At 47.3% G+C, this 4,608-nt stretch carries 5 protein-coding genes; all 5 read left to right on the forward strand.

Annotated elements, in window-relative coordinates; all coding sequences use genetic code 11:
* The coding region (locus DWW13_RS17740; protein ID WP_118720745.1) for an HAD-IIB family hydrolase at positions 1 to 674 on the forward strand (674 nt) is incomplete at its 5' end.
* Positions 675 to 723: 49 nt separating this feature from the next.
* A complete protein-coding gene (locus DWW13_RS17745) occupies positions 724 to 1,347 on the forward strand; it encodes an NUDIX hydrolase N-terminal domain-containing protein (protein ID WP_118063248.1) in 624 nt (207 codons plus the stop codon).
* A gap of 205 nt (positions 1,348 to 1,552) precedes the next feature.
* A complete protein-coding gene (gene mobQ, locus DWW13_RS17755) occupies positions 1,553 to 3,133 on the forward strand; it encodes a MobQ family relaxase (RefSeq protein WP_118720749.1) in 1,581 nt (526 codons plus the stop codon).
* Between the two features lie 65 nt (positions 3,134 to 3,198).
* Positions 3,199 to 3,843 carry a CHC2 zinc finger domain-containing protein gene (locus tag DWW13_RS17760; RefSeq protein WP_118720751.1) on the forward strand — a complete coding sequence of 215 codons (645 nt, stop codon included), beginning with the start codon at positions 3,199 to 3,201 and terminating at the stop codon, positions 3,841 to 3,843.
* Positions 3,812 to 4,608 (forward strand): virulence-associated E family protein (locus DWW13_RS17765; RefSeq protein WP_243026193.1); only part of this gene is annotated, 797 nt, incomplete at its 3' end. The genes DWW13_RS17760 and DWW13_RS17765, both read left to right, overlap by 32 nt.

The raw sequence follows: 4,608 nt of genomic DNA on the forward strand, positions 1-4,608 counted from the left end.
TATGTATGGCAACCGGAAGAAGTTATCCAGAAATTCCACATTTTGATGGAGTAGATTTTGATATATTATCAACTTTTAATGGGTCATATATTGTGCGTGATGAAGATGTTATTTACAAAAATCCATTAAATAACACAGATAAGAATATGCTAATCCAGAATTTAAAAAAAATGAACAGAGCCATTGCAATTAGCAATGAAAATATAATTGTAGCAAATGGCACAGATCCTGATTTGGAACAGTATTTTTTATTCGGGAATGTAGAATTAATTATATCAGATAAATTTGATGAAATAAGTAAGGGTGAGATATATCAAGTCATGTGTTCAGGTACTTGTGGTGAATATGATACAATTTTAAAAGGTTGTAGAAATTCTCAAATAACTGCCTGGTGGGACAAAGCTGTTGATATTATTCCTTTAAATGGTGGAAAAGGAAATGCAGTCAATGTAATTCTGAATTACTATGGATTAGCAAAAAAAGAGGCGCTTGCGTTCGGGGACGGAGAAAACGATATTGAAATGTTAGAAGCCGTTGGGACAGGTGTTGCGATGGGAAATGCGAAGGATAATGTGAAAGCAAAAGCAAACGCAATTTGTAAATCCGCAGAAGAAGATGGAATCTATTATTATTGCGTAGAAAACAATCTTATTGAAAGTATAGATAAGAAATAAGCAAGTTGGATAATACGGAGATTTCAAATTCGGAGGTGACAAAGATATAATGAACAGGAATGAGAAATGGCTACAATGGGCAATAGAATTACAGAGCCTTGCACAAGCGGGATTGACTTATGGTAAAGATATTTATGATAGAGAACGATATGAGCGTGTTCGTGAAATATCAGCTGAAATCTTATCCCATATGTCAGAGCTTCCCACAGAAACAGTAAAAAACCTTTTTTGCAATGAAACAGGGTATCAAACTCCAAAACTGGACACTCGTGCAGCTATTTTTAAGGATGAGAGAATTCTTCTTGTTCGTGAAAATAATGGGAAGTGGTCTCTCCCTGGCGGGTGGTGTGATGTGAACATATCTGTTGCTGAAAATACAATTAAGGAAGTAAAAGAGGAATCTGGATTAGATGTTATCGCAAAAAGTATTATAGCTGTTCAAGACAGAGCAAAACACAACTTACCAATATATGCATATGGGGTATGTAAAATATTTGTACTTTGTTCTCTTGTTGGTGGGGAGTTTGTGGAAAATATTGAAACTACAGGATTCGATTATTTTTCTCAAAGTGATATTCCTAATCTTGCTACTGAAAAAAATAACGAAGAACAAATTAAAATGTGCTTTGAAGCGTATCGTGCAGGCGATAATTGGAAAACCATATTTGATTAATAAGTTGTTTTGCTGACGCTGGCAAATCCAGTTTGTGAGCAAAATAGCGGGTCAACTTGCCCCGAACTTTTACAACTTAATACCCACCGCCCACACAGCGGCACACCGAGCAGGAAATCTGAAAAAGGTCTCCTGCTTTTTTTCTGCCAAAATGAGGTGGTAAAACGCCACCCCATCCACCAATTACCGAAAGGAGGGACACGAAATGCCCTGCCCACACAACGAAATCACGATTGTTCAGCGCAGCCAGCGACAGTCTGCGGTTGCCGCCGCTGCTTACCAGAGTGGCGAAAAGCTGTTCTGTGAATACGACCAGCAAGTGAAGCACTACCCGGAAAAGTGTGGTATCGTCCACAATGAAATCCTGCTCCCGGCAAACGCCCCACGGTCGTATGCAGACCGCAATACCTTATGGAACGCCGCCGAAGCGGTGGAAAAACAATGGAATTCCCAGCTTGCAAGGTGGTGGGTGCTTACCATCCCCAGAGAGATACCGCCCGACCAATATGCTGTCCTTGTCCGGGAGTTTTGTGAACAGCAGTTTGTTTCCAAAGGGATGATTGTTGACTTTGCCATCCATGACCCCCACCCGCCGGGACACAATCCCCACGCCCATGTCCTGCTGACTATGCGGGCAATGGACGAGCATGGGAAATGGCTTCCCAAGAGCCGCAAGGTTTATGACCTTGATGAGAATGGGGAACGGATAAAGCTGCCATCCGGCAGGTGGAAAAGCCACAAGGAGGATACGGTGGACTGGAACGACCAGAAGTATTGTGAAATCTGGCGGCATGAATGGGAGGTCATCCAGAACCGCTATCTGGAAGCCAATGACCGTCCGGAGCGTGTGGACTTGCGTTCCTATGCCAGACAGGGGCTTGATATTGTCCCCACTGTCCATGAGGGGGCTGCTGTCCGGCAGATGGAAAAGCGTGGTATCCAGACGAACATCGGAAACCTGAACCGGGAAATCAGAGCCGCCAACAGTCTGATGAAGTCCATCCGGCAGCTTATCCAAAACCTCAAAGGCTGGATTACCGAGCTGGGAGAAAAACGGAAAGAGCTGCTTGCACAAAAAGCGGCGGAGGAAGCGACACTTCTTCCCAATCTGCTGATGAAGTACATGGAGATACGAAAGGAAGAACGGAGGGACTGGACAAGGGCTGGACAGAACCGGGGGACTTCACAGGACTTAAAGGCAGTCAGCGAAGCCTTGTCCTATCTCCGGCAAAAGGGGCTTTCCACTGTGGAGGACTTAGAAGCATTTCTGGAATCTTCCGGGAAATCAGCCGCCGATTACCGCAATCAGATGAAGCCAAAGGAAGCCCGCAGCAAAGTGATTGACGGGATTCTTGCCAGCCGGACAGCCTGCAAGGAATCTAAGCCTGTCTATGAGAAGTACCAGAAGATATTTTTTAAGAAAACAAAGGAGAAATTCAAACAGGAACACCCGGAGGTTGCCCGGTATGAGAAAGCCGCCGCCTACCTTGCCAAGCACCCGGACGATAAGGACAGTACCCAAAAGGAGCTGCAAGAGGAGCAGGAAACGCTTCTCAGCGAAATCGCAGAACTGAAAGTACCGCTGACCGAGGTACAGGAGGATTTGAAGAAGCTGCGGGACATCCGCTACTGGGTACGGAAAGCCACACCCGGCACAGAGGAAAGCAAAGAGCCGCCCAAGAAGCAGCCCATCAAGGAAGTCTTGCAGGATAAGGCAGACGAGAAAAAAGCACAAAGAACCGCCCCGGCACAGGCGAAACACAGACAACAGGATATGGAACTTTAACAGGCACTTGCCATTTTCAATCAGAAACTGTCAGGTGCTTTTCTTATTTTCAAGGAGAGATAGATTTGAATGTATTTGAAGCTGTGAAGCAGTCCGTCACAACAAGACAGGCTGCGGAGCATTATGGAATCCATGCAGGCCGGAACGGGATGGCTCGTTGCCCGTTCCATAACGATAAAACCCCAAGCATGAAGCTGGATCGGCGTTACCACTGCTTCGGCTGCGGTACGGATGGGGATGTGATTGATTTTACCGCCGCCCTGTATGGGCTGGGAAAGAAAGAAGCCGCCGTACAACTGGCACAGGACTTTGGAATTTCCTATGAGGACTGGAAACCGCCGGGAAAGGTAAAAAAGCCCAAGCCCCGGCAGAAATCCCCGGAGGAACAGTTTCAGGAAGCAAAGAACCGCTGCTCCCGTATCCTTGCCGATTATCTCCACCTGCTTAGGGCATGGAGAAAGAATTATGTCCCGCACTCCCCGGAGGAAGCCTTTCATCCCCGGTTTGTGGAAGCCTTACAGAAGCAAGCCCAAGTGGAATATCTGCTGGATGTGCTGCTGTTCGGGGAGACAGAGGAAAAAGCGGCTTTGATTACGGACTACGGAAAGGATGTGATACAGCTTGAACAACGAATGGCAGAGTTTGCAGCCGCAGACGCAGCAAGAACTAAAAAACACCATGAACGCCATGCAGCCGCCACAGAGCGTTGAGGAAATCAAGGCGGGGCTGGAAACTACCGAGAAAGGCGGTGTCCGTCAGAGCATACGGAACTGTCTGACCGTATTCCAGCGTGACCCGCTGCTTTCCGGGGCTATCGCCTACAACATCCTGACTGACCGCAAGGACATCATAAAGCCCATCGGCTTTCAAAGGGAAAGCACCGCCCTGAATGATACGGACATGAAGTATCTGCTTCTCTATCTGGAAGAAACCTACGGGCTTACCAATGAGAAAAAGATTGATAACGCCATCGGGATTGTGGCGAATGAAAACAAGTACCATCCCATCCGGGACTATCTCAATACCCTTGTGTGGGACGGGACAGAGCGAATCCGTTTCTGCCTGCGGCACTTTCTGGGGGCTGACGCAGACGATTACACCTATGAAGCGTTGAAGCTGTTCCTGATGGGTGCAATCTCACGAGCCTTTCAGCCGGGGTGCAAGTTTGAAATCATGCTCTGTCTGGTCGGCGGTCAGGGGGCTGGCAAGTCCACCTTCTTCCGTCTGCTGGCAGTCCGGGACGAGTGGTTCTCCGATGATTTGCGGAAGCTGGACGATGACAATGTGTACCGCAAGCTGCAAGGTCACTGGATGATCGAAATGTCGGAAATGATGGCAACCGCCAACGCCAAGAGCATTGAGGAAATCAAGTCATTTTTAAGCCGGCAGAAAGAGGTTTACAAGATACCCTATGAAACCCACCCGGCAGACCGCCCCCGTCAGTGCGTGTTTGGCGGCACTTCCAATGCCCTTGA

It is taken from the genome of Blautia sp. AF14-40 (genome assembly GCF_003479665.1).
Classification (GTDB): domain Bacteria; phylum Bacillota; class Clostridia; order Lachnospirales; family Lachnospiraceae; genus Fusicatenibacter; species Fusicatenibacter saccharivorans.

What these genes read in the sequence shown, in the direction of transcription:
- DWW13_RS17745 (WP_118063248.1), top strand. Translation starts at nt 724, where the DNA reads ATGAACAGGAATGAGAAATGGCTACAATGGGCAATAGAATTACAGAGC.
- mobQ (WP_118720749.1), top strand. Translation starts at nt 1,553, where the DNA reads ATGCCCTGCCCACACAACGAAATCACGATTGTTCAGCGCAGCCAGCGA.